The sequence below is a fragment of the Erwinia aphidicola genome, from assembly GCF_014773485.1.
Taxonomy (GTDB): domain Bacteria; phylum Pseudomonadota; class Gammaproteobacteria; order Enterobacterales; family Enterobacteriaceae; genus Erwinia; species Erwinia aphidicola.
Genome location: NZ_JACXBP010000003.1, coordinates 84,230 through 110,020, shown reverse-complemented (window position 1 = coordinate 110,020; position 25,791 = coordinate 84,230). Strand labels below are relative to the sequence as shown.

General features: G+C 49.6%; 22 protein-coding genes. All 22 read left to right on the top strand.

The window, feature by feature from the left end; all coding sequences use genetic code 11:
- Positions 1-11: 11 nt before the first annotated feature.
- The 22 genes from ID864_RS07900 to ID864_RS07795 all read left to right on the top strand — a co-directional run bounded on the left by ID864_RS07900 (position 12) and on the right by ID864_RS07795 (position 25,781).
- Positions 12-446, top strand: a complete 435-nt coding sequence (locus ID864_RS07900; protein ID WP_048915574.1) for an arsenate reductase/protein-tyrosine-phosphatase family protein — start codon at positions 12-14, stop codon at positions 444-446.
- Between the two features lie 11 nt (positions 447-457).
- Positions 458-2,638, top strand: a complete 2,181-nt coding sequence (gene wzc / locus ID864_RS07895) for a tyrosine-protein kinase Wzc (RefSeq protein WP_099754596.1) — start codon at positions 458-460, stop codon at positions 2,636-2,638.
- 78 nt (positions 2,639-2,716) lie between these two features.
- Entirely contained in the window at positions 2,717-3,622 is a 906-nt protein-coding gene (locus ID864_RS07890; protein WP_048915576.1) for a glycosyltransferase family 2 protein, read from the top strand.
- A 36-nt stretch (positions 3,623-3,658) separates the two neighbouring features.
- Positions 3,659-4,783, top strand: coding sequence for an EpsG family protein (locus ID864_RS07885; protein WP_048915577.1), 1,125 nt, complete (start codon positions 3,659-3,661; stop codon positions 4,781-4,783).
- 71 nt (positions 4,784-4,854) lie between these two features.
- Entirely contained in the window at positions 4,855-5,607 is a 753-nt protein-coding gene (locus ID864_RS07880) for a glycosyltransferase family 2 protein (RefSeq protein ID WP_048915578.1), read from the top strand.
- Positions 5,608-5,636: 29 nt separating this feature from the next.
- Positions 5,637-6,671 (top strand): glycosyltransferase, encoded by a 1,035-nt coding sequence (locus tag ID864_RS07875; protein ID WP_048915579.1) that lies wholly within the window; start codon positions 5,637-5,639, stop codon positions 6,669-6,671.
- An 87-nt stretch (positions 6,672-6,758) separates the two neighbouring features.
- Positions 6,759-8,972 (top strand): phage tailspike protein, encoded by a 2,214-nt coding sequence (locus ID864_RS07870; RefSeq protein WP_099754594.1) that lies wholly within the window; start codon positions 6,759-6,761, stop codon positions 8,970-8,972.
- Positions 8,973-9,166: 194 nt separating this feature from the next.
- Positions 9,167-10,417 (top strand): colanic acid biosynthesis pyruvyl transferase WcaK, encoded by a 1,251-nt coding sequence (gene wcaK / locus ID864_RS07865; protein WP_048915581.1) that lies wholly within the window; start codon positions 9,167-9,169, stop codon positions 10,415-10,417.
- 4 nt (positions 10,418-10,421) lie between these two features.
- Positions 10,422-11,645, top strand: coding sequence for a glycosyltransferase (locus ID864_RS07860; protein WP_191149687.1), 1,224 nt, complete (start codon positions 10,422-10,424; stop codon positions 11,643-11,645).
- On the top strand, positions 11,642-12,982 hold the full coding sequence (locus ID864_RS07855; protein WP_048915583.1) for a lipopolysaccharide biosynthesis protein: 1,341 nt from the start codon (positions 11,642-11,644) through the stop codon (positions 12,980-12,982). Before ID864_RS07860 ends, ID864_RS07855 begins: the two co-directional genes overlap by 4 nt.
- Before the next feature lie 147 nt (positions 12,983-13,129).
- Positions 13,130-14,032, top strand: a complete 903-nt coding sequence (gene galF / locus ID864_RS07850) for a UTP--glucose-1-phosphate uridylyltransferase GalF (protein ID WP_048915584.1) — start codon at positions 13,130-13,132, stop codon at positions 14,030-14,032.
- A 41-nt stretch (positions 14,033-14,073) separates the two neighbouring features.
- Positions 14,074-15,087, top strand: coding sequence for a UDP-glucose 4-epimerase GalE (gene galE / locus ID864_RS07845; RefSeq protein ID WP_187496836.1), 1,014 nt, complete (start codon positions 14,074-14,076; stop codon positions 15,085-15,087).
- A gap of 431 nt (positions 15,088-15,518) precedes the next feature.
- Entirely contained in the window at positions 15,519-16,565 is a 1,047-nt protein-coding gene (gene wecA / locus ID864_RS07840; RefSeq protein WP_191149686.1) for a UDP-N-acetylglucosamine--undecaprenyl-phosphate N-acetylglucosaminephosphotransferase, read from the top strand.
- Between the two features lie 48 nt (positions 16,566-16,613).
- Positions 16,614-17,702 (top strand): dTDP-glucose 4,6-dehydratase, encoded by a 1,089-nt coding sequence (rfbB, locus tag ID864_RS07835; RefSeq protein ID WP_191149685.1) that lies wholly within the window; start codon positions 16,614-16,616, stop codon positions 17,700-17,702.
- The gene (gene rfbD / locus ID864_RS07830; RefSeq protein ID WP_191149684.1) at positions 17,699-18,598 is read left to right on the top strand and encodes a dTDP-4-dehydrorhamnose reductase; all 900 of its coding nucleotides are present in this window, start codon (positions 17,699-17,701) and stop codon (positions 18,596-18,598) included. The genes rfbB and rfbD overlap by 4 nt, the downstream gene beginning before the upstream one ends.
- 49 nt (positions 18,599-18,647) lie before the next feature.
- Entirely contained in the window at positions 18,648-19,520 is an 873-nt protein-coding gene (gene rfbA, locus ID864_RS07825) for a glucose-1-phosphate thymidylyltransferase RfbA (protein ID WP_191149683.1), read from the top strand.
- 4 nt (positions 19,521-19,524) lie between these two features.
- Complete coding sequence (gene rfbC / locus ID864_RS07820) at positions 19,525-20,061, top strand: dTDP-4-dehydrorhamnose 3,5-epimerase (RefSeq protein WP_191149682.1); 537 nt, start codon at positions 19,525-19,527, stop codon at positions 20,059-20,061.
- A 32-nt stretch (positions 20,062-20,093) separates the two neighbouring features.
- On the top strand, positions 20,094-21,383 hold the full coding sequence (locus ID864_RS07815; RefSeq protein WP_191149681.1) for a lipopolysaccharide biosynthesis protein: 1,290 nt from the start codon (positions 20,094-20,096) through the stop codon (positions 21,381-21,383).
- Complete coding sequence (locus ID864_RS07810; protein ID WP_191149680.1) at positions 21,373-22,530, top strand: hypothetical protein; 1,158 nt, start codon at positions 21,373-21,375, stop codon at positions 22,528-22,530. Before ID864_RS07815 ends, ID864_RS07810 begins: the two co-directional genes overlap by 11 nt.
- Entirely contained in the window at positions 22,530-23,672 is a 1,143-nt protein-coding gene (locus ID864_RS07805) for a glycosyltransferase family 4 protein (protein WP_191149679.1), read from the top strand. Before ID864_RS07810 ends, ID864_RS07805 begins: the two co-directional genes overlap by 1 nt.
- A 7-nt stretch (positions 23,673-23,679) precedes the next feature.
- Positions 23,680-24,711: a glycosyltransferase family 4 protein gene (locus ID864_RS07800; protein ID WP_191149678.1), complete on the top strand. Its 1,032-nt coding sequence runs from the start codon at positions 23,680-23,682 to the stop codon at positions 24,709-24,711.
- Positions 24,708-25,781: a glycosyltransferase gene (locus tag ID864_RS07795; protein ID WP_191149677.1), complete on the top strand. Its 1,074-nt coding sequence runs from the start codon at positions 24,708-24,710 to the stop codon at positions 25,779-25,781. The genes ID864_RS07800 and ID864_RS07795 overlap by 4 nt, the downstream gene beginning before the upstream one ends.
- The last annotated feature ends 10 nt before the right edge of the window (positions 25,782-25,791 follow it).

The window sequence follows — 25,791 nt, the reverse complement described above, 5'->3', positions numbered from 1 at the left end:
CGGGGATCATTATGATTAATTCAATCTTAGTCGTTTGTGTAGGCAACATCTGCCGCTCCCCGACCGGGGAACGGCTGCTGAAAACCGCACTGCCTGAGAAGAATATCGCTTCCGCAGGGCTGGGCGCTCTGGTTGATCACGCTGCTGACGAAACCGCCAGCAGCGTGGCCAGTGAGCATGGTGTGTCGCTGGAAGGTCATGCGGCACAGCAGCTCACCTCGAACATGTGCCGGGATTATGACCTGATCCTGGTGATGGAAAAAAAACATGTCGACCAGGTGTGCCGCATCAACCCCTCCGTACGTGGCAAAACCATGCTGTTTGGACACTGGATCAATCAGCAGGAAATAGCGGACCCGTATAAGAAAAGCCGCGATGCCTTTGAAGCCGTGTACGGAATCCTTGAAAACGCTGCCCAGAAATGGGTCAACGCATTAAGCCGATAGTTGGGACCTCCATGAAAATAAAAAGTAAGGCACCGTCAGCGCCTAAAGACGATTCTAGCGGATTCGATCTGGCGCACCTTGTGGGACAACTTATTGACCATCGCTGGATCATTGTGGCTGTCACAGCGCTGTTTATGCTGATGGGCACGCTGTACAGCCTGTTCGCAACACCGATTTATAGCGCCGATGCGATGGTGCAGGTGGAGTCGAAAAACGCCAACACCGTCCTGAATGATTTGACGCAGATGATGCCGAATTCACAGCCGGCCTCCGCGACCGAAGTGGAAATCGTGACCTCGCGTATGGTGCTGGGCAAAACGGTTCAGGACCTTGGCCTCGACGTGCTGGTGCAGGAAGACTTCTTCCCGCTGATCGGTAAAGGTTTGTCGCGCATGATGGGCAACAAACCGGCGCAGATCGCCATCTCGCGCATGAAAGTGCCGGCGGTGTGGGAAAAGCGTCAGCTGACCGTTGAAGTTGATGGCCCGGACAGCTACACCGTCAGCAAAGATGGTGATGAGCTGTTTAAAGGTAAAGTGGGTCAGTTCGAGCAGCACGGCGATGTCACCATGCTGGTCAGCGACATTAAAGCGGATGAGGGTACCAGCTTCACCGTGACCAAACTCAGCGACCTGCAGGCGATCAAACTGGTCAGCAGCAACCTGACCGTGGCCGATATGGGTAAAGACACCGGCGTGCTGGGCCTGACCTATAACGGTGAAGATCCGCAGCAGATCAGCCTGGTCCTGAACCAGATTATTAACAACTATCTGTATCAGAACGTTGAGCGTAAATCTGAAGAAGCCGAGAAGAGCCTCGAGTTCCTTAAGCACCAGCTGCCGGAAGTGCGCGCTAAGCTGGACCAGGCTGAAGATAAGCTCAACAGCTACCGTCGCCAGAATGACTCGGTGGATATGTCGCTGGAAGCCAAGTCGGCGCTCGACTCTTCCGTCAGCATCCAGAGCCAGCTGAACGAGCTGACCTTCCGTGAAGCAGAAGTGTCCCAGCTGTTCAAGAAAGATCACCCAACCTACCGTGCGCTGCTGGAAAAACGCCAGACGCTGGAAGATCAGCAGAAAAAGCTGAACGGCAAAATCAGCCAGATGCCGCAAACCCAGCAGGAAATCGTGCGTCTGACGCGTGATGTGCAGGCCGGGCAGGAGATCTACATGCAGCTGCTGAACCGTCAGCAGGAACTGAACATCAGCAAAGCCAGCACCGTCGGTGATGTGCGTATTATCGACCATGCGGAAACTGCCGGTACGCCTGTGGCACCGAAGAAACTGCTGCTGATTGCCGCCAGCCTGATTGTTGGCCTGGTGGTCTCCGTAGGCGTGATTCTGCTGAAGGCACTGTTCCACCACGGTATCGACAACCCTGAGCAGCTGGAAGAGCTGGGCCTGAGCGTTTACGCCAGCGTGCCGCTCTCCGACTGGCAGCGTAAGAAAGATGCTGAAGCGCTGGCCAAACGCGGCCTGAAAGCCAAAGCTGACCCGCACAATACGCTGCTGGCGCTGGGTAACCCGACCGACCTCTCTATCGAAGCGATCCGCAGCCTGCGTACCAGCCTGCACTTTGCGATGATGGAAGCGAAAAACAACATTCTGATGATTACCGGTGCCAGCCCGGGGATTGGTAAAACCTTTATCAGTACCAACCTGGCGACACTGGTGGCTCAGGCCGGTCAGAAAGTGCTGTTCATCGATGGTGATATGCGCCGTGGATACACCCACGACCTGCTGGGTGCGGAAACCAAAAGCGGTTTGTCGAACATCCTGTCCGGTAAAACACCGCTCAGCAGTGAACTGGTGCAGCACGGTCCGTACGGCTTTGACTTTATCGCCCGCGGCCAGGTGCCACCGAATCCGTCCGAACTGTTGATGCATAACCGCATGAGCGAGCTGCTCGACTGGGCCAGCAAGAACTACGATCTGGTGCTGATCGATACGCCACCGATTCTGGCTGTGACCGATGCCTCGATCATCGGCAAGATGGCAGGGACTTCACTGATGGTGGCGCGTTTCGAAACCAACACCGTGAAAGAGGTCGAGTTCAGCTACAAGCGCTTCGCCCAGAATGGTATCGATATTAAAGGGGTGATCCTCAATGCCGTAGTGCGTAAGGCCGCTAATTCTCATGGTTATGGCTATGACTATTACGACTACAGCTACAAGCAGGATGCGAAAAGCTAAGTAAACCCTGAGGAACCTTCTTTGAAGGTTCCTTTATTTTTTAGAATGTTGTTTTGGACGATTAAAAGGTGCCTGACAATGAAGGATATTTTATTTTCCATCGTCATTCCTGCATATAATGCATCCGAATCTATCGTGACCACCCTGGATTGTGTGGCAGCGCAGAGTTACCAGAATTTTGAAGTGATCATCATTGATGATAAATCCGCCGATGCCGAACAGCTGGCTGCGGTGGTGCAGTCAGAGCGTTACGCGCAGCTGAAGATCAACCTGGTGCTGTCGCAGGAGAAGCTCAACGGCTCCGGCGCGCGCAATAAAGGCATCGAACTGGCGACCGGCGACTATATCAGCTTCCTCGATGCCGATGACGAATGGCACAAGGACAAGCTGCAGGAGAGCCTGAAGCTCATCCGGCAGCTGGAAGGGCAGGGTAAGCAGAAGTTTATTATCTATAGCCAGGTTAACATTATTCAGGACGGTCACTTCCTGAAAGTGCTGCCGCTACAGCAGGTGTCGCGCACTGAAACCGTGGCCGAATATCTGTTTGGCTGCTACGGCTTTATCCAGACCAGCACCATTGTGCTGAAGCGCGAATATGCGCAGGAGATCCGCTTTGATCAGAAGTACATCCGCCATCAGGATTACGATTTCTGCATCCGCGCCGATCGCCTTGGCTATGAGTTCGTGATGATTGCGCAGCCGCTGGCGAACTATCATCTGGTGACCAAGTTTGGCTCCAAGCATAAGGGTGAGTCGGTGAAGTACTCTTACTTCTGGCTCGATAATATGAAGCCGTACCTGACTCGCCGTGATATCCACACCTATAAAGCGTACAAGCTGCCGTTACGTTATAAGATGGATGGCAAGTCATTTCAGGCCAGCCTCAGCTTTGCCCGCTACTTTTTCTTAACCAATAAAGATAACCGCACTTACTTCCTTAATCGTCTGAAAGATAAATTCAGGGCGCGTTTAGGGGGGAAGTAGCACTATAAGAATTATAAAGAACGGGCGGATTAGAACATGGCAATATATTGGATAATTAGCTACACCATTCTCGTTTTCTGTTTTTTTGAACTGGCATCGATTAACCAGGCCAATGAACCAAAAATGAAGCGCGTGCTGACCTACTTCTTCTTTATTGGTACGGTGGCGCTGATCATGTTTGCCGGTTTCAGGGGGCCAAATTCGGGTATCGATGACTGGCAGTATCTTGGCTTCTTCCACGATTTCTCGCGGCAGACCACTATCAGTGGCTACGCCACCGTGGCGGATATCTACCGCTATGAAAACCTGTTTATGCTGCTGGCATGGGTGCTGGGCTGGTTCACGCATGAAAGCTACTACTTCCTGCTGTTTGTCGCATTTATTGCCGTATCGACCAACGCCTGGATTTATAAGAAGTATTCGCCGTTAATCCTCTGTTCGCTGTGCCTGTACTCAGCGCACCTGTTTATCAACAAGGATATGAACCAGATCCGTTTCGGCCTGTCGAGTGCTTTCGCCGTGGCCTGTATCTGTTCGGCGGCCGGGCGCAAGTACTTCATGGCGTTTGTCTTCCTGGCATTCAGTACCCAGTCGCACTCCACTGGCTATGCGGTGCTGATGGTGCTGCCGTTCCTGTTCCTGAAAGAGCGTAAGTACTTCGGTCTGGCGATGGTGTTTGCCGCTATCCCATTAGGCCTGGTCGGCGGTAAAAAGCTGTTCCTTGACTCGCTGGGTATTGTGCCGGTGATCGGCGACCGCGCCATGGGCTATAGCGGTACGGTGTTTGATGCTGCCTCGCCGGTGTTTGGCCTGGCGAACCTGAAAAACATCGCCTTTATTGCCTTCTTCACCGTGGTCTACTTCCGCCAGCCGATTAAAGAAGAAGATCGCATCGCCTATATTCTGTTTATCGCCTATTCGGCGGGTGCGGCGGTGCGTATCGTCTTCTCAGACTTCTCAATCCTGGGTGGGCGCGTAGGTAACCTGTTCCTGCACTGCGAGCCGTTGCTGCTGGCCTTCCTGATGATGCGCATCCGTAACGTGCTGCTGAACTTTGGGCTGCTGTTTGCCATGACGTCTTATTACCTGGCTTACAACACCATCCTGTCGGTGCAGTCGATTAACGGTTACAGCATCGCGCCAATATTCAGATTGTTTTAATTAACGTCGCGGCCGGGCATACCCGGCCCTGAAAATTTAATAATTTATAAACCTCAGATTCAGGGTATCAGATGAATAATCAAATCGGCACGGTCGGGATTATTATCCCCATGTACAACGCGCGCGCGACCATTTTGCGGGCGGTGCAGTCGGTGATTGATCAGACCTATACTGACTGGCGGATCTACCTGATTAACGATAAATCTACCGATGATTCACTGGAGTTCGTGCGCCAGCACTGCACCGACGAGCGCATCACGATCCTCAGCAATGAGGTCAACCTCGGCGCGGCGGAAACCCGCAATGTCGGCCTGAAAGCGGCGCGCGAACCGTTTATTGCTTTCCTCGACAGTGATGATGAGTGGTTCAGTGACAAGCTGATGCTGCAAACGCGGGCGCTGGCCTCCGGCGACGATCTGGTGATCAGCGATTACAGCTACCGTTCGCGCACCAAATCCTATGACGTGCGCTACGGCAAACCCTATCTGATGCAGGATAGCTTCGTGAAAAAGCAGTTCCGTATCTGCTTCTCTTCCGTCTGCTATCGCCGCCCGGCGAAAACGGTGCTGTTTAAGAAAAAGGGCCACGAAGACTTCCTGTTCCTGTACGAGCTGTTTGAACAATATAAGCAGGCGCGGGTGATCGATAAAAATCTGGTGACCTATTACGAGATGGGTGACTCGCTGTCGCGCAATAAAAATAAAGCGGCCAAATGGCATCTCGACCTGTTGAAGTTCATTTTTAAAAATAACCCGCTGAAAGTCTATTACTACTATGTCTGGTACATGGTTAATGGCGTGTTGTTCACTTTGAAACACAGATAAATTTGGCAGTTCTTGAGGTGGTTTTAATCATGAAAAAAATCGTGCTGGTTATCAAAGATGCCTATTCCTATGCCGGAACGGAGAACATCTGTAACTTTATGTCGGAGTGTTTAGGCCCGCAGCATGAGGTTACCGTCTATTCGCTGGAAGGCTCGGGGCAGCCGTTCTATCCCTTTGAGCATGTGCAGCAAATTGTCAGTTTTGCCGGTGAAAAGCAGCCGCTGAAAAGCGTGGTGAAACGCATTCATCAGGAGCAGTTTGACGCAGTGTTTCTGATCAGCATGGGGCGCCTCAGCGTGATGTTTGCCCTGTACAGCATGATGACGCTGAAAAAGAAAACGGCCAAAGTGTACGCCTGCGAGCACGTGGCGATTAACTCCTTCAGTAAACCGATCAAACTCCTCAAGTACCTGATGCTGCGCTATTACGACCGCGTAATTGTGCTGACGGATAAAGACCATCAGGTGTTCAACGGCTGGAATATCGCCAGCAAAACCATCCCCAATCCTGTGGTGTACAAAAATCATCACCGCACTCAGCGCCACTACCAGGCGCTGGCCGTCGGCCGTCTGGATCATCAGAAAGGTTTCGATCTGCTGCTGGATGTCTGGCAGGGCTTTGTGGCGACCAATCCTGACTGGAAGCTGGTGATTGCCGGTGACGGTGAGTTGAAAGAGCAGCTGATAGCCCAGGCGGCGCGTCTGAATATCAGCAACAGCGTCAATTTTGTCGGCCGCGTCAGCAATATCAACGACTACTATCGCGACAGCGATATGGCGCTGATGACCTCGCGCTATGAAGGCTTGCCGCTGGTGCTGCTGGAAGCGAAATCCTGGTCCCTGCCGGTGGTGGCGTATGACTGCCCGACCGGGCCGCAGGAGATCGTTAATCATCAGCAGGATGGATTCCTGGTGGCGATGAACGATAAAGCGCGCTTTATCGAAAGCATGAATCAGCTTGCCCATGACGATGAGCTGTTTTACGCCATGAGCGCCAGTACCCAAACGACCGCCCTCAAGTTTGACGGCAAGGTCATCAAAGAAGCCTGGCTGTCGCTGATTTAATGACGGCACGGGCTCGCGCCTGACCTCTGGAAGTCTGTTTCATACCTGCTGTGCTGCAGGACCAAAAATTGACCACGGGACAACATCATGAAAAGAAGAGAATTACTCACTGCGTTCTCATCGATTCTTGCAGGGTTCACTGTAAGCTCATTCACCGCTAATGCGGCCAAAAGTAACCCCACACTGGCCCTGAAAAGTGTCAATCCTGGCGATCTGCCGAAGGGTGATGTGCCTATTCTGACGCCGGAAAATGTCTTTACCATGCCGGATCAGTTCTGGAAAAATTTCAGCGGCAAACTCTATATCGGTAAAGCCGGCAGCGACCCGACCCAAGCGGGCAATCTGATTAGCCTCTACCTGCGCGATGCCAAAGGCAACGTGTCTGAAGTGCAGCAGCCGGTGGCGCTGAATAAAGGCAGCTTCGAACAGTTTATTGCCGATAATGCCGCGCTGATTGCTGACCCGTCGCACTCGATGGCGGTGGTGGATGACGGCGGACAAACGCTGTTTAACATCCCTGACGTGACGCGCGGCAGTAACAACTTCAGCCAGCGCCTGGCTCAGCCCGCCGGTTACCAGCTGATCGGTGAAATTGCCTCGGTGGATGACTTGCGTAAAACCCGCCCGCTGTTCAGCGGTGCCAAGATCAAGCTGAAGAGCTGGCATGAAGGGCTGGAGGTCGGCGGCGGCGAGTTTGTCGGTAACCTCAGCGCCGCCAAAGATGATGGCGGGGTGATTATCGCAGGCAACGGCGACTTCCACTGGCGCCGCGTGGTTGAGGACTTCAACCGCCTGACCCTGTTTGACTTCGGGGCGATTGACGATGGCAAAACCGACAGCGCACCGGCAATCAAGGCCATGTACCAGTGGGCGCAGGATGCCAATCAGCAAATCTGCCTGCAGTTCCCTGCGGGGACGTTCTTCGTCAGCGCCTGCGATTTCTCTGCACAGCAAACGCGCTTCTTCCGCATCTCTGGTGCGATGGTCAACTTTGGCTACTTCCCGGCCACCACCATTGTTTCCGACGGCGATTCAGACTTTGTCTTTAAGGTGAATACCCGCTGGGTGGAAGTCAGCAACCTGCAGTTCAACGGCCGTACCGACGAGCGCCCGAACAGGCAGGGCTTCTTCGACAATAAATGCGCCGGCGGCCAGTATTTCCGCGGCGCCTGCCTGCGCTTCGTGCGCGTTGGCGGCACCTCGCTCAGCCTGATGGACACCCTCGACTGTAAAATTGACCAGTGGTATGCGCTGCGCTGCAGCGGTGACGTAATCAAATCCGTCTGGTCGAACGCGCCGCAGGGCAAGTGGGACCACAGCACCGCCATCGAGCTGTCTAACTTTAACGCGCAGTACTGCACCGAAGGGAAAGTCCTTAACCTGCAGCGCTGCGGTCAGTCGCTGATCCACAACGGCTGGATCGAGCATACCGAATTCCCCGGCGACATCTCCAACGGCCAGTGGATTATCGATGCCCTGAGCCTGGAAACCTGTAAGAACCCGCTGATCGCCCATAACTCGCGCCTGAATACGCGCCAGACGAATCTGCAGGCCGGCAGCTGGATCGATAACTCGCTGGCGGAAGGTGAGTGGCTGGGCGCCTGGGAGCGCGGTTCAACCCGCGTGGAATCCTACGGTATCGCGGTCGACGGCAGCATGAAGTACAACTACCTGACTTCGCGTTTCCGCATCGAAAACAACAGCAATCAGCAGAAATGGGTTGAGCTGGGCAACATCTATACCCCGGATGTCGGCGATGCGTGGGAGATTGAAATCTTCGGCCAGTCCTCATTCAGTAACGGCAGCAGCAGCGCGCCGCTTAATAAGGTGGTCGGCGATAAGACTACCGGCGGGCGGGCGATCGTCAGCCTGCAGCGCAAAACCCACAAGTTTGAAGCCTCATGGCATGCGGAAGGTGCCAGTCCGGTGCTCGACGTGATGATCGTGACGCCGCACGACACCGATGTGCAGGTCTTCGTCAAAATTGACGGCTGGGTTGCTTCTGCCGGGGTGCTGATCAAAACCACGGCTAAAGACCGCTTCAAGACCGGACGCTGCGCGCGCTTCGACAGCAGCATGAAATTTGGCGCGGCGCCAACGGGCAAAGACGCCAGCCGTGCGGTGCAGCGCTTCAGCCTGCACAACGGTAAAGCGGGCATCGGCGCTAATGAAAATGGCGATTTGCTGATGGCTTCCCGCCCGCTGAGCGCCGATCAGGTAAATACCGACCATCCCGAGGGGTTTGTCTCGATTGTTCTTAACGGCAAGCAGGTAGCTATTCCCTATTTCGCATTGAAATAGTGTCAGTTTTTCGTTAAGACCACGGTTTTTCAGAGTTATCAGGCTGTTTTTCTGATGCCTGGAAAGGCAGCCTGTTTTAAGCGGTTAAGACGTATTGATGGGTGTTTGGCAGTTTTTAAACAATAAGACTTGTTAATTAACCACTTAAGGTCATTTAGGCCTGTAAGAATTATAAAATTTTTTCTGGAGTAGTTATGAAGATTTTGTTAGTTGGCAATCATACATGTGGAAATCGTGGTGATGGCGCTATTTTACGCGGGATTATTGATTCGTTAAACCTGGCAAGGAACGACCTCGATATTGACGTTATTAGCCGTTATCCAACCAGTTCTGGTTACCTGCTCCAGCAAGATATTCTGCCAGATGCGCTCTTTTTGCAGACTAAAAAGGGCAAAAACAAGCTGGTAGATAAAATTAAGCGCCGTCTGATGCCGAAAATCATGATGGCGCATATCGCCAAACGCGGCGTGTTTAAGCTGTTTCCTGTGCCGCAGTATCTGCAGGAGTTCAGCGACAACTTGAAGCAGTATGACGCGATTATTCAGGTCGGTGGCTCGTTCTTCGTTGACCTTTACGGCCCGTTGCAGTTTGAACACTCACTGTGTGCGCTGCTGGCCGGCAAGCCGATTCATATGATTGGGCACAGCGTGGGTCCTTTCCAGAAGCCGCGCTTTAATGAAATCGCCAATTTTGTCTTTGACCGCGTAAACAGCCTGGTGCTGCGTGAAAGCGTCAGCCTGGAGATGATGAAGCAGGGCGGTATCACCACCGGGAAAGTGGTAAAAGGTGCTGATACCGCCTTTCTGGTGCGCGCACGTGAAGTGGCGGAGCCGGGCCATAACCTGCTGCACTGGCAGCAGGTTATCGGCCAGCAAAAGACCATTGCCATCACCGTGCGTGAACTGGCCCCGTTCGACAAGCGACTGGGCGTTACGCAGCAGCAGTATGAAGAAGCCTTTGGCAAAGTGATCAACGCCATGATCGCCCGCGGCTACCAGGTGGTGGCGTTCTCGACCTGTACCGGCATCGACAGCTACAACAAAGATGACCGTATGGTGGCGATGACCCTGAGCGACCATATCGAACAGAAAGATAAGTACCACGTCATCATGGATGAGTTTAACGACCTTGAGCTGGGTATCCTGCTGGGTCAGTGCCACCTGACGATTGGTACACGCCTGCACTCGGCGATTATCTCAATGAACTTTGGTACGCCAGCCGTGGCGATTAACTATGAGCACAAATCCCTTGGGGTGATGAACCAGCTGGGTCTGCCAGAGATGGCCAGCGATGTGAAGAGCCTGATGGACGGCAGCATTATCACGAAAGTGAATACCGTACTGGATAACTACGATGCGGTGAAACAGCAGGTAGACAGCGCTGTGGAACAGGAACGGATGCTGGGTAACCGGATCACTGACGACGTGGTTAAACTCTTAGGGTGAATCAATGAAATTAACATTTTTCACGATGCGTTTTCCGGTCAGCTCTGAAACTTTCGTGCTGAACCAGGTGACGCATTTTATTGATATCGGCTATGACGTTGAGGTTATCTCGGTGTTCCCGGGCGATCTGGTAAACCGACACGGGGCCTTTGACCGCTATAATCTGGCGGAAAAAACCCACTATCTGCTGCCGGAAGAGAAGGTGACCAATGCGGACAAGCTGAAGCAGCGTCTGCAGATCGTGTTGCCGAAAATTCTTAGCTCCGCCACCCTGAAATCATTCAATATCGGGCGCTACGGCGCGCAGTCGAGCAAGCTGCTGTTGCCGGCGATTGTTGCCGCCAACAAGACGCCGTTTGTCGCGGACGTGTTCCTGGTGCACTTCGGCTACGCCGGGGCGCTGGCGAACAAGCTGCGCGAGCTTGGCGTACTGCAGGGCAAGCAGGCCACCGTATTCCACGGGGCGGATATCTCCCGCCGCCATATCCTTGAAGAGCACAAAGAGGATTACGCGCGCCTGTTTACCCAGAGCGAACTGCTGTTGCCGATCAGTCATCTGTGGGAGCGCAAGCTGATCGAGATGGGCTGCCCGCCGGAGAAGATCCATGTGACGCGCATGGGGATCGAGCCGGAGAAATTTAATCTGCAGGCCCGTGATTCGCTTCACCAGCCGCTGCGCATTCTCTCCGTGGCTCGCCTGACCGAGAAAAAAGGGCTGGGCGTGGCGATTGATGCCTGCAAAATCCTGAAAGCGCAGGGCGGTCACTTCGAGTACACCATCGTCGGTAACGGCGACCTTGAAGATGAGCTGCGTGCCACCATCACCAACGCCAAGTTGGAAGAGTGCGTGAAGATGGTTGGCTTCAAACCGCAGGAGGAGATTAAACGCTATCTGGATGAAGCCGATATCTTCCTGCTGCCGTCGCTGACCGCTGCCGATGGCGATATGGAAGGGATCCCTGTCGCGCTGATGGAGGCGATGGCCGTCGGGCTGCCGGTGGTGTCGAGCGAGCACAGCGGTATTCCTGAGCTGATCGAGCACAAAGTCTCCGGCTGGCTGGCGCCAGAGGGCGACGCCGAAGCGCTGGCCGACATCCTGCTGAAATTGTCGAAGGGCGAGGCCGATGTAGCCCCGGTGGTGGCCGCAGCCCGTCTTAAGGTTGAAACCGAGTTTAACCAGCATATTGCCTACCGCAGGCTGGCCGAAATTCTGGAGCAATTAGCGTGAGTAGTTTAAAAAACCAGGCCGTATGGCTGTTTGGTGGTACCTGTTTTGCTGCGGTACTGCAAGTTGTTCAGCTGGGCGTACTGGCGCGCAAACTGGAAGCGCATGAACTGGGTATTCTGGCAATTATCAATGCCATCCTCGCGGTGGCCATGGTGTTGCAGGATATGGGGATGAGCAGCTATATCGTGCATCGCCAGAACATTACCCGCAAAGAGCAGAGCACCATCTATTGGGTGAACGTGCTGCTCAGCCTGCTAACCGGGCTGCTGCTGATCGCCATTGCCTGGCCGATTGCGTACTTTTATCATCTGCCGCAGCTCACCGGGTTGATTATGCTGACCAGCCTGAACTTCCTGGTGCTCGGCTCGCTGTCGCAGTATCAGGCGCACTTTATCAAAGCCAAGCGCATGGTGCTGCTGGCGAAGATAGAGATGGTGACTAAGTTCCTCGCTTTCGCTCTGACGGTCGCGCTGCTGTACCTCACGCCGCTTAACGTTTCGGCGGTGATCCTCGGCCTGTTCGCCAATGCCGCCATGCGTATTCTCTGCATGATCTGGTTTGGTGAGAAGTCGTGGCGTCCAACCTTTGAGTTTGATAAAGGCACCTTCTTCAGTTCGATGAAGTACGGCGTGTATCAGCTCGGCTCGCAGACCATTAACCAGCTGCGCACCCAGGCCGACTCCCTGATTGTCGGCAAGGTGATGGGCGCCGAGATGCTCGGGGTTTACTCGCTGGCAAAAGAGCTGGTGCTGCAACCGCTGAAGCTGGTGACGCCGGTCATTAACCGCCTGGCACTGCCACGCTTTGCTGAAAAACAGCATGAGCCTGCGCAGCTGCAGAAGCTGTTCCTCAAGGGCACGCTGGCGATTATGCTGTTCAGCAGCCTGATGTATCTGGCGATTGGTATTCTCTCCCCGGTGATTGTTCGCGTGCTTTACGGTACGGCTCATGAGGCGGTAGGGCACCTGATCCCACTGATGCTGCTGTTCGGCATGCTGCGCCCGATGGGCGGGCTGACCGGCGCGATCTCCCAGGCCAATGGCCGCACCAACGTCGAGTTCTACTGGAATATTGTTGCCAGTCTAATCGTGGTTGCGGTGCTGGCGACAACCTGGATCTGGCCAAATGTCGCTTACGTGGCGTTGACGCTGTCGATTTCACAGGTGCTGATTTCTGGCTTCGCGCATCCGTTCTTTATTAAGCCAGTGATTGGGATCCGCTTCATTCCGTACGCCCGCCAGTGGGTGTCGGTGTCGGTGGTGTTCGTCGGGATCATGGCGCTGGTCAGTTATTATAATTTATTTGTGATGCCCGAATGGTTCAGCGGCATCCTGTAACCCGGTAATAAATATAAGGTCACCCTGGCGGTGGCCTTTTTTATAGCTGGCCCTGGCGCTATTTTTTCAGATTAAGATTATACTTGTGAATCATCCCTTTAATGCATAATGAGTGAACGTTTTTTACTTCATTTATATGGAAAAAATATGACCAAGCTTAAAGCAGTTATCCCGGTTGCGGGTCTCGGTATGCATATGCTCCCTGCTACAAAAGCCATTCCTAAAGAGATGTTGCCGGTAGTCGATAAGCCGATGATTCAGTACATCATCGACGAGTGCGTGGCAGCAGGTATCAAGGAAATTGTTCTGGTCACCCACGCGTCCAAGAATGCGGTCGAAAACCATTTTGATACTTCCTACGAACTGGAAGCCCTGCTCGAAGCGCGCGTTAAGCGTTCCCTGCTGAGCGAAGTGAAATCTATCTGCCCACCGGGCGTGACCATTATGAACGTGCGCCAGCCTCAGCCGCTGGGCCTGGCGAATGCGCTGCTGTGCGCGCGCCCGATGCTGCATGACGAAGCGTTTGTTGTGGTACTGCCGGACGTGTTGCTGGACAACGCCAGCGCCGACCCACTGCGCTATAACCTGGCTGCCATGGTGGCACGTTTCGAAGAGACCGGCCGCAGCCAGGTACTGGCACACCACATGCCGGAAGCCGATCTCTCCGAATACTCGGTGATCACCACCGACGAGCCGCTGGATTTTGCCGGTAAAGTGGCCTCTATTGTTGAGTTCGTCGAGAAACCTGAAAACCCACAGACGCTGAACTCCGATCTGGCTGCGGTAGGTCGCTACGTGCTGTCTGCGGATATCTGGACCGAGCTGGAAAACCTTGAGCCGGGTGCCTGGGGCCGTTATCAGCTGACCGACGCCATTGCCAACCTGAATAAAAAACAGCCGGTTGACGCGCACCTGCTGAGCGGCGACAGCTTTGACTGTGGTCGTAAGCTGGGTTACATGAAAGCCTTCGTGACCTGGGGCCTGCGTAACCATGACCAGGGCCGCGATTTCCGCGAAGAAATTCAGAAGATTTTAGCGAAACAACCTTAACCCGAACGTGGCCACGCCCGGCGTGGTTGCAAGGAGTCAACATGGCTATTTTAGTAACGGGCGGAGCTGGCTACATCGGTTCCCACACGGTGCTGGCGCTGCTTGAGCGCGGCGACGACGTTGTAGTACTGGATAACCTGAGCAACGCATCACGTGAATCAATCAGCCGGGTTGAGAAGCTGACCGGCAGGAAAGCGGTGTTTTGCGAAGGTGATATCCTCGATCGCGCCTGCCTGCGTGATATCTTCGCCAGTAACAGCATCAGCGCGGTGATCCACTTTGCCGGCCTGAAGGCGGTAGGGGAGTCAACCCGCATGCCGCTGGAGTATTACCAGAACAACGTCACCGGTACGCTGGTGCTGTTGGAAGAGATGCGCAGTGCCGGTGTGAACCAGTTTATCTTCAGCTCCTCCGCCACTGTGTACGGCGCTGATGCCCCGGTTCCCTACGTGGAAACCACGCCAATCGGCGGCACCACCAGCCCTTACGGCACCTCCAAGCTGATGGTTGAGCTGATCCTGCGCGATTACGCTAAAGCCAACCCGGAGTTCAAAACCATCGCGCTGCGCTACTTTAACCCGGTTGGCGCGCATGAGTCTGGCCAGATTGGCGAAGATCCGAACGGTATCCCGAACAACCTGCTGCCATACATTGCGCAGGTCGCTATCGGTCGCCTGGAAAAGCTCGGCATCTTTGGTGGCGATTACCCAACAAAAGACGGCACGGGTGAACGTGACTATATCCACGTCATGGATCTGGCAGAAGGGCATCTGAAGGCGCTGGACCATATCGCGGCGGTTGACGGCTATAAAGCCTATAACCTCGGTGCCGGCGTTGGCTACTCGGTGCTGGAGATGGTGAAAGCCTTTGAGAAAGCGGCGGGTAAACCGGTGCCGTATCAGATTTCACCGCGCCGCGCTGGCGACCTGCCGGCATTCTGGGCGGATGCCTCGTTGGCGGACAAAGAGCTGAACTGGCGCGTCTCTCGCGGTATCGATGAGATGATGCGCGATACCTGGAACTGGCAGTCGAACAATCCTAACGGTTACCGATAGTTCAGACATGACTGGCATTGATTAAAAAAACTCCCTGATTTGGGAGTTTTTTCATTTCTGCGGGCAGCGAAATTTTGCACGAGACTGCAACCGATAAGCGCTGGCGTCATGACGGTAGTGGCGTGTCAAAAAATAACCGGTCAGTGATACTTAATTGTTCAACGTGGTTGAGAATGGTAAATTACATAAAAAAGACAGTAGATTAAGCTTGTGTGACCGCGCCAATAGTATAAGAATTGTCGCACAATTTTGTAACGCGACATGTGGATTTGTTTCCAGGATAAATCCAATAAAAAAAAACAAAGCTGGCCGGAATTCACTGGCTATGCTTGTAGGTGAATCAGTGACAGCCAACTGGTAGCTATAGCCAGGGGCGGTAGCGTGGTCAAATTTAGTCAGGATGCTTAAATTTTGTGGGCACGGGTAAACATATGCTAGATATCATTGTTGTCTTTGTAGGCGCACTGGCGCTGCTGTTCGCCGCGCGAAAAATTGCCCGTCGGGTTGGCCTGGTCGACAAGCCGAACGCGCGCAAGCATCACTCCGGACACATCCCGCTGGTGGGTGGGGTTTCTATCTATTTTTCGTTATGGCTACTGTATAGTCTGCAGCCTGGCTGGCTGCCGGGTTTTCCAGTCTACATGCTGTGCATCACGCTGCTGCTACTGGTCGGCGTGATTGACGACCGCTTTGACCTGCCGGTGATGCCGCGCATGCTGGTACAGGCCGGGGTAGCGGGGATTATGATGTGGCAGGGGCTGGCGATTGACTCGCTGGGCACCTTCCTGTTTGGCTACCCGCTGATGTTGGGGGCGCTCGGATATCTGGTAACCCTATTTGCCGTGATCGGTTCGATCAATGCCTTTAATATGGTTGACGGTATCGACGGCTTACTTGGTGCCCTGGCCAGCGTGGCCTTTGCCACCCTGAGCATGCTGTTCTTCTTCGGCGGACAGACGGAGCTGGGGATGTGGTGTCTGGCGCTGGTGGTGGCCTGCATGCCGTATATTCTGCTCAACCTCGGGGTGCCATGGGGGCGGAAATTCAAAATATTTATGGGTGATGCCGGCAGCATGCTGATCGGCTTTACCGTAATCTGGTTACTTATCCTTGCCTCTCAGGGCGAAGACGCGGTGATGGCACCGGTGACCGCACTGTGGATTATCGCTCTGCCGTTGATGGATATGATCCGCGTGATGATCTCCCGCGTACGCCGAGGCAGCAGCCCGTTCCGCCCCGATCGCGAGCACATGCACCACATTCTGATGCGCGCCGGATTCAGCGGGCGTATGACCCTGGCGATGATGACGTCAGGCCAGCTGTTTAGCGGCATGCTCGGTATTATCCTCGAAGGTTGCCACGTGCCGGATAACTGGCAGTTTGCTATCTTCTGCCTGAGTTTTATCGCGTTTATTTATGGCGTACGCATGGTGGCGAGAATAAAGCTAACTTCTGACACTATTATGACGGTGAAATAGAAATTCATCTGATGCAGAAATAAAATTGAATACAGAGAGAATAGAAGCGTGAAAATTCTAGTGACGGGCGGAGCCGGATTTATCGGCTCGGCCGTGGTTCGCCATATTATTAACAGCACCTCTGACAGCGTCATCAATGTCGATAAATTAACCTACGCCGGCAATCTGGAATCTCTGGCGGATGTCAGCAGCAGTGAACGTTATGCCTTTGTGCAGGCAGATATCTGCGACAGCGCGGCAATGAGTGCCATTTTCAGCCAGCATCAGCCTGATGCGGTAATGCACCTGGCGGCGGAGAGCCATGTCGACCGCTCAATCAGCGGCCCGGCAGCATTTATTGAAACCAATATTGTCGGTACCTATGTACTGCTTGAAGCCGCGCGTAGCTACTGGAATGGGTTAGATTCAGACCGTAAAGCGGCGTTTCGCTTCCACCATATCTCGACGGATGAAGTGTATGGTGACCTGCCGCATCCTGATGAAGAGCCAGCGGGTGCTGCGCTGCCATTGTTCACTGAAACCACGCCGTATGCACCCAGCAGCCCTTACTCCGCGTCAAAAGCATCCAGCGACCATCTGGTTCGTGCCTGGCTGCGTACTTACGGATTCCCGACAATCGTCACCAACTGTTCCAATAATTATGGCCCATACCACTTCCCGGAAAAACTGATCCCGCTGGTGATCCTCAACGCGCTGGATGGCAAAGCGCTGCCGGTATACGGTAAAGGCGATCAAATCCGCGACTGGCTGTATGTAGAAGACCATGCGCGCGCGCTCTATACCGTGGTGACGCAAGGGCAGATAGGTGAGACCTATAACATCGGCGGCCACAATGAGAAGCAGAATCTGCAGGTAGTTGAAACCATCTGTGACCTGCTGGACGAACTGGTGCCTAAAGAGTGCAGCTACCGCCAGCAGATTACCTATGTTGCCGACCGTCCGGGCCACGATCGCCGCTACGCCATCGATGCCGCTAAGATTGCAGCAGAACTTAACTGGCAACCGCAGGAAACCTTTGAAAGCGGGATCCGCAAAACGGTGCGGTGGTATCTGACTCACAGTGAGTGGGTTAGCAATGTGAAGAGCGGGGCCTACCAGTCGTGGATTGAGCAGAACTATAGTGAACGTCAGCCATGAATATTCTGCTGTTCGGGAAAAATGGACAGGTGGGCTGGGAGTTACAACGTTCCCTGGCGCCGCTGGGTAACGTCACCGCGCTGGCAACATCCTCTACTGACTACTGTGGTGACTTCACTAACACTGCAGGCATCATTGCCACCATCCGCGCCCTTCGACCTGACGTCATCGTAAATGCAGCCGCTTACACTGCCGTTGATAAAGCGGAAAGTGAGCCGGAACAGGCACGCTTAATTAATGCCGTCACCGTCGAGGCCATCGCTAAAGAAGCTCAGGCGCTGGGTGCATGGCTGGTGCATTACTCCACTGACTACGTTTTTCCCGGTAACGGAGAGCAGGCGTGGGCAGAAGATGATGCCACCGGGCCGCTCAATGTTTATGGCGCAAGCAAGCTGGCAGGTGAGCAGGCAATTAAGCAGCACTGCCACAAGCATCTTATTTTCCGCACCAGCTGGGTTTACGCCACTAAAGGTAATAATTTCGCTAAGACAATGTTACGACTGGCGAAAGAGCGGGCTGAACTGGGGATTATAAACGATCAGTACGGAGCACCAACCGGTGCAGATCTGTTGGCTGATTGTACTGCTCATGCCATTACTGCTGCCCAGCGTGACTCTTCGGTTGCTGGTCTTTATCATCTGGTTGCTTCAGGAACCACCACATGGTTCGACTACGCCAGCCTGGTGTTTACTCAGGCAAGAAAGGCGGGTGTTGCGCTGGCGCTCACAGAGGCGAAACCTCTGCCGACCAGCAGCTATCCCACTCCGGCTCAGCGACCTTTGAATTCTCGCCTTGATAACGCAAAGTTTCAGCAAACTTTTGCACTTGATCTGCCAGAGTGGCAGGCAGGTGTCCGACGCATGCTCGAAGAGCTTGCAGCGTTACGGGCAATTTGACCCATTTAAATTCTGAGATTTGCTCAGAATGACAGATTAGAGATACCCAATGCGTAAAGGAATTATTCTGGCGGGCGGTTCCGGTACCCGCCTGTACCCGGTCACGATGGCCGTCAGCAAGCAGCTGCTACCTATCTACGACAAGCCGATGATCTATTACCCAATCAGCACCCTGATGCTGGCGGGAATTCGCGATATTTTAATTATCAGTACCCCGCAGGATACACCGCGCTTTGAGCAACTGCTGGGCGATGGCAGCCAGTGGGGCTTGAACCTGCAGTACAAAGTGCAGGAAAGCCCGGATGGGCTGGCGCAGGCCTTTATTATCGGCGAAGAGTTTATCGGTGATGATAATGTGGCGCTGGTGCTGGGCGATAACATTTTCTACGGCCACGACCTGCCGAAAGAACTGGAAGCTGCAGTAAACCAGAAATCTGGTGCTACGGTCTTTGCTTACCACGTCAACGATCCAGAACGCTACGGCGTAGTTGAGTTTGATAGAGAGGGCATCGCTGTCTCCCTCGAAGAAAAACCGCTGGAGCCGAAGAGTAACTATGCGGTGACCGGGCTATATTTTTACGATAACAGCGTGGTGAATATGGCTAAAAGCCTTAAACCCTCTCCGCGTGGCGAGTTGGAAATCACCGATATCAACCGTCTGTATATGGAGCAGGGTAGTCTCTCTGTGGCGATGATGGGGCGCGGCTATGCGTGGCTGGATACCGGTACGCATCACAGCCTGATTGAAGCGAGTAATTTTATCCAGACTATTGAACAGCGACAGGGACTAAAAGTCTCCTGCCCGGAAGAGATTGCCTATCGTAAAGGTTTTATCGATGCGGAACAGGTCAAGAAACTGGCTGCACCTTTATCGAAGAATGAGTACGGGCAGTATCTGCTCAAGATGGTGAAAGGATACTGATGCCATGAACGTGATTAAAACTGAAATCCCTGATGTACTAATTTTTGAACCCAAAGTGTTTGGCGATGAGCGCGGTTTCTTCTTTGAAAGTTTCAGCCAGAAAGTGTTCGAAGAGGCAGTAGGGCGCAAAGTTGAGTTTGTTCAGGATAACCATTCTAAGTCTTCCAAAGGAGTTCTGCGCGGACTGCACTATCAGCTGGCGCCACACGCGCAGGGAAAATTAGTACGCTGTGTTGCTGGTGAAGTATTTGATGTGGCTGTTGATATCCGTAAGGACTCTGTGACGTTTGGGAAATGGGTTGGCGTAAATCTTTCTGCTGAAAATAAACGCCAGTTGTGGATACCTGAAGGTTTTGCACATGGTTTTCAAGTATTGAGTGAAAATGCTGAGTTTGTGTATAAAACTACTAATTACTATCATCCTGAAAGCGATAGAGGAATAATCTGGAATGATGCGAAACTAAATATTCAATGGGTAGGCTTAAATGAAATAATATTATCTAACAAAGACCAGAGTATGCCAAGTTTAGATTTCCGTTAATTAACACTGCATTATAATTCTGGTTGGATATCATGATAAAAAACAGCTTTATTCGAAGTGTTTTTATATTAGCGTCTGGGACGGCGTTGGCTCAAATTATCAACTTGGCTTTTATACCGATTATCACTCGTCAATATGGCCCAGAAGCTTACGGTATGATGGGTAGCTTTATGTCTGTAGTGAATATACTTATTCCACTTTCAGCCCTGAGCTACCCGATAGCAGTTGTTTTACCTCAGCAGCGTATAATGGCAGCTACGCTTGTTAGATTGAGCCTATATTTGGGAGTGATGGTAGCAGCTACTTCCTTAATGTTGTTTTTTTTTGTTAGATTATTATTTCCTGAAGTAATTAATACAGAGAAGTTTCCGTTGTGGTTCTGGATGCTCATACCTATGATGCTGCTGATACTACCTTTCCAACAAAGCGGCCAGCAATGGCTTATAAGAACAAGAAGCTACAAAAAGATTGCCCAAATTTCTGTGGTGCAAGCTGGAATATTAAACTCATTGCGTGTTTGCGGTGGTTTACTAGTTCCTTTACCCGTTACTCTGGTATTGATTACAGCAGTTGGATACGTCCTTCAGGCTTTACAGTTATTTTTACGTTCACTAAGCACCGGTCTTGTATTCAACTCGAGATGGTTTTGCGCCCGGGTCATAAAATTAGCTGCAACGCGATACTATGACTTTCCATTATATCGAACTCCCCAGGTACTGGTGAATTCTCTTTCGCAGAGCCTGCCAATTTTTATTATTGCATGGTATTTTGGCGCAGCAGAAGCAGGGTTTTATACTCTCGCACAAACTATTCTTGGTGCACCAGTGACTTTATTAAGTAGTGCAATTAGTAATGTTTATTATCCGAAGGTGAATGAAAAAGTAACTAGCAATGAGATGATTTTCCCCTTTATTAGTAAATCTACTTTGCTAATGTTATCGGCCTCTTTTATGATTTATATAATAGTCATCTTTTGTGGTCCGTGGCTTTTCTCGCTAATATTTGGAGGTAAGTGGCATATGGCAGGTGAGTTTGGGCGTTGGATGGCAATATACTGTGTTTTCTGGCTGGGAGCAAGACCGGCTATTGATTCTATACCCTCACTGAAAATCCAGCACCTCTTCCTAGTGTACGAGTTAACTTCCCTTTTATTAAAATGCACAGCACTTTTTGCTGGGGTCTACTTTATTAGAACCAGCTTAGGTACGATGGCGCTTTTTTCTATTGTGAATGCGCTGGCATATTTTTCACTAATCGCTATGGTTCTTATTATAGCAAAAAAACTAGATTTGAAAAAAATGGAAGAATGTAATGCAAACTGAAGGGATTACCCGAAGTCACACTCCTTATGAAAAATACAATCTACTACTTATAAATGTCATAATTTATGTTAGTTTGTTTAGTGTTGCTTTCCGTATATTGGCGCTTGCTCTTATTACGATGGTTCTAGCAACCTTACTGCTGGTATCGAAGTTTAGAGCAAGAATGCAAAGCTATTTGTTTATTGGTTTTTTTCTAGTTTTTTTTCTTTTGTATTACTTTTTAGGGATTGGCCATTTTGAGCGTGGGCCTGAAAAATTCACTAATTTGATTTTGTTGAATTTGTTTTGTTTTATGTTTTTCTTTATGCTAGGCTACCTTGAAGCTAAACAAAATATAAATAAATATATAAATTTTTTTAGTATAAGTAGCATGCTTTATGTTTATTTGGTCTGTATTTATAGCCAGTTAAATGGCTATCCTGGATATAATCTTGTTTACGACGTAGTAAATGGTAGTGAAGAAAACTCACCTTTGTATGCATTACAGTTGGTTATCTTCAGCGTAGTATACATTAATAACAACAAGGTCAAGGGTAATTTATTAACTATCATCATTATATCATTGCTTACATTTTATTTCAGTGCAATTTATCTAGGTTCGCGTGCTGCATTTATATTACTAGTTTTATATTTCATTTTAACATATAGGTATAATCTAAAGCGTATATTATTATTCGTGATGTTTTTTTTGATTTTAGCGATGCTATACATATTCTCGATCGATAGTTTATCTTGGTTAAATATAAAAGATTTTGGCGGTTTTTCTCAGCGTGGTTTAGATAGCCCACGTTTTAGTATGTTGGTTTATGGCATTGAAAACTTTCTTAACTACCCAACCGGAGGCTTGAAAGTACAGGCCGAGGGTTATACTGGGATCTGGTTTCATAACATGCTTCTGGACTTAGTAAGAGTATCGGGTTTTTATGTGATGTTTATGTGGCTAGCAGTGCTGATATTCGTTGGGATAATTTTCTTAAAATTCCGAGAAAAAAACCATAACTTGATTATATATCTTATCTTAAATATTGCACTCATGCAGGATCTCGCATTTGATGGATTCTTTAATATTATGGCGTTGGAATTCTATTTAATTGGAAATGCGGTCTGGCTAGCTTTTGGCCGCCAGCAAAAAATGAGTCAAATATAATGATTAATAATACATTGTTTATCAATGAGTCTCCTGTTTATGGTGGGCATGAGGAGATGTTTATAAGAATACTGACCTACTTGGATCTAGAAGATGATCAGGAGGTTACAATACTTACGAATTCAAAAAATAAAAAGTTCAATGAAGAGTTAGAAAGAATAAAAGCCCAAAACAAACGAAAGATAAAAATAATATCTCATTCATTTATGGGACTACCTGTTAGGCCATTGACTAATCTTCTGGCATGGCACGATGCACTAATAATTTATCGCGCTATACGCAGTGGTTGCTTTAACCAGGTAGTTGTAGTACAAGGCACAATTGAAATTGGTGGATTGTCATTGTTTGTGGCAAAACTGGCTGGTTGCAAAGTGATCACGTATATTCCAATTACTAAGCGTAGTAAGTCACTAGGTGTTAAATTCGGATATCTAAGAGACTATATTAATAAGTATTTCTACTATAAGTTACCAGATTTATTTATTACAATCTCTTCTTTCAATAAGAAAGAGTTGGTCACCGATTTTAACGTTAATGCTGAGAAAATTGAAATTGTTTATAATTTTACAGAACACTCATCAGAAGTCTCATTGACTAGTCAATCGATAAAACTTCCTTCAGGTATTAATTTCTTGTTAATTGGTCGCATAGATTTTTTACAAAAAAGGCAGGATAAATTTCTGTATAGCTTTTTACGTTTAAAGTCGGGGCGAAATGTTAATTTGCATATCGTTGGTGACAATGATGGCACTCAGTCAAATACATTGAGAGCTAACTTTCAAAATCAAGAGAATATTTTTTTTCACGGGTGGAGAGATCCATTTGAAATTGCAGTTCTCATCCGCGAGTCTGATGGAGTAATCCTACCCTCATTATTCGAAGGTGTACCACTTGTTATGATTGAGGCGGTGAAGATGCACAGAGTAGTTTTTGCCAGTAACGTTGATGGAATGAAAGAATTTTTACCAGCGGAATGGCTTTTTGATGCGAACGATCTTTCTCAGGCAGTGAAGCTTATGGAACAAAGTAAGGTATGTAAGTTTTCAAATGATAAGAAACTTGATGCTCTTAAAACAGATTTTGAAGATAAATTTAATGCTCAACAGACGTGCTCTGCATTTCTTAAGATAATTTCTAGATAGGCTCTTAATGAAAATTTTATTAGATTGCAGGCTTATGACGGCTAGGCCAACAGGTATTTCAAGGTATTCAGAAAAGTTATTATCCTATTATGTTGAAAAATATGGTTACGAAAAAATTACTGCCCTAGTTAACGAGTTTCATCCAGATATAAAATGTCAACAACAGAAAACCAATTTAAAGCCTTTTAATATATTGCACTGGTTAAGGTTCCCGCTCTGGTTGAGAAATTTAAAATTTGATTACTATATAAGTTTCCATTATTCCGGTCTTGCATACAAGGTTAAAGGTATAACATCAGCGATCACTGTTCATGATATGATGTTTGAACTGGTCCCAGGTTTTTTTAGTGGGAGAGTTAAAAAAATAATAGGGAAGATTTATTTTCGGTTTATAGTTAAACGTAGTATGGCATGTAGTAATGCCGTGCTGAGCGTTTCCGAAACAACACGCAAAGATGTCAAAAGTTTGTACGGTTACGATTCAGTAGTCACTGGTGAAGGTCTTTTCCTTAATGCTGCTCCTAATTCGGATATAATATCTCAGCTAAAATTAAATGATAAAAGTTACTATCTTTATATTGGTAATAATAGACCTCATAAAAATATTGGCAGTCTTCTTAAAGCCTTTGAAAATATTCATCAGCAACATCCTGAGCGCTCATTAGTATTGGTAGGGCATCGCAGTGATGTCATGGCAGAAGGAGTCATTTATCCTGGTTTTGTCAGTGACGAGCAATTAGTGAGTTTATATCAGCATGCAAGGGTGTTTGTATTTCCTTCATTGTATGAGGGTTTTGGATTGCCAATTTTGGAAGCACTGTCAAATAATTGTGCTGTTATTGCTTCTGACATTCCCGCATTCCGTGAATTCGAGAACGATAACATTATTTACTTTGACCTCAAGCATCCAACATCACTCTTAGATAAAATGTCAGCAGAAGTAATTTTCAACTCAAGCGAAGCTTCAGTTATTCTTGATAGATTTAGCTGGGCTAACACCTATCGAAATCTCGACCTTTTTTTGAAGAGATTTATATGAAACAGGTATTTGTTTTACACGATTTTGATGGGAAACCATATTTTAAAGCATTAGAAACTGTAGCTAATGTAACCTATCTTAATACTCGCCCTTTTCGTTTTTTGTTACGGGATCTATTTAAGTATAAGAAGGTGCAAGCCGAAACTATACAATCACTTCTGTTCTTTTTTAAAATGCCGTTCGTTAAAGACAAGGTTATATTATTAGGGATGGCACCATTTAACTATCGTATGTTGATTTATGGTTGGTTGTATATGCGTAATAAAATGGTGTTGCATACTTCTTGGCATGAATGGAACGGAGCAGTACCATTTAATTATTCCCAACCATTGAAGAGTGTTTTAAAAAGAGCGTGGCGCTATTTTTTAACGCGCTTTGCATGCACTGTGGCTGTGACACAGCAAACGGCTAATTCATTTAGTACGTTTCTACCTGATGTTTCCGATAGAGTATTAACAATTCCCCATGTTGTAGATATTGAACGTATATCAGAAAAAAAATTAAAGGATAAATGGCAGGGGCAGGCTTTAAATTTTCTTTTTACTGGTCGTCTCACTCAAGCCAAAGGTGTTAGTCAGTATTTACAACTCGCTGAAATTGCTTGCCAGCAGGGTAATGAATTTAAATTTCACATGGCGGGGCGTGGAGAGCTGGAACAAAACGTTCTTGGCTTTATGAATACACACGCAAACCTTTACTTTCATGGTTTCATCAGTGACCGCAAGCAGCTGAAAGAACTTATGGCCCAGAGTCATATTTTACTTCTGCCATCGCGTAGGACTAATGGTTGGGAGGAATTATTCGGTCTGGTGGTAATTGAGGCTATGAGTCAGGGATGCGTGGTAATTGCATCAGATCACATAGGTCCTAGTGAAATAATAACGCATGAAGTGGACGGTATGTTAACTCATGAGGATAAATTTTTCCCAACTGTCAAACTCGTGATCGACCAAATCGGGGTTAATCGGCTAAAGTATTTTAACTATGCTCAAAGAGCTGTCATAACAAGTGAAAAATACTCATTGGATAAGGTTTCGCTGAAGTGGTCTGCGATGCTTGAGAATTTATGATTATTTGGGT